The 418-nt window shown below is 63.4% G+C and carries 1 protein-coding gene; it reads left to right on the top strand.

The window, feature by feature from the left end; genetic code table 11:
* A partial coding sequence (locus GFJ41_RS21155; RefSeq protein ID WP_170076029.1) for a peptidylprolyl isomerase occupies nt 1-418 on the top strand: 418 nt, incomplete at both ends.

The raw sequence follows: 418 nt of genomic DNA, 5'->3' as shown, positions 1-418 counted from the left end.
GGAGAACTTTCGCGCGCTCTGCACCGGCGAGAAGGGCAAAGGGCGCTCCGGCAAGCCGCTCCACTACAAGGGATCGTGCTTCCACCGCGTGATCCCCAATTTCATGTGCCAGGGTGGAGACTTCACCGCCGGGAACGGCACCGGAGGAGAGTCGATCTACGGCACCAAGTTCGCCGACGAGAACTTCGTGAAGAAGCACACCGGTCCCGGCGTGCTCTCCATGGCGAACGCCGGCCCTGGAACGAACGGATCGCAGTTCTTCATCTGCACGGCGAAGACCGACTGGCTCGACGGGAAGCACGTGGTGTTCGGGCAGGTGGTCGAGGGGCTGGATGTGGTGAAGAACATCGAGAAGGTGGGGTCTGGACAGGGAAGGACCTCGAAGCCGGTGGTGGTCGCCGACTGTGGCCAGCTCTCC

This window comes from Paraclostridium dentum (assembly GCF_012922555.1).
GTDB lineage: Bacteria > Bacillota > Clostridia > Peptostreptococcales > Peptostreptococcaceae > Paraclostridium > Paraclostridium dentum.
Note: the sequence above shows the minus strand (reverse complement) of the source record. Positions and strands in the feature narration are given on the sequence as shown.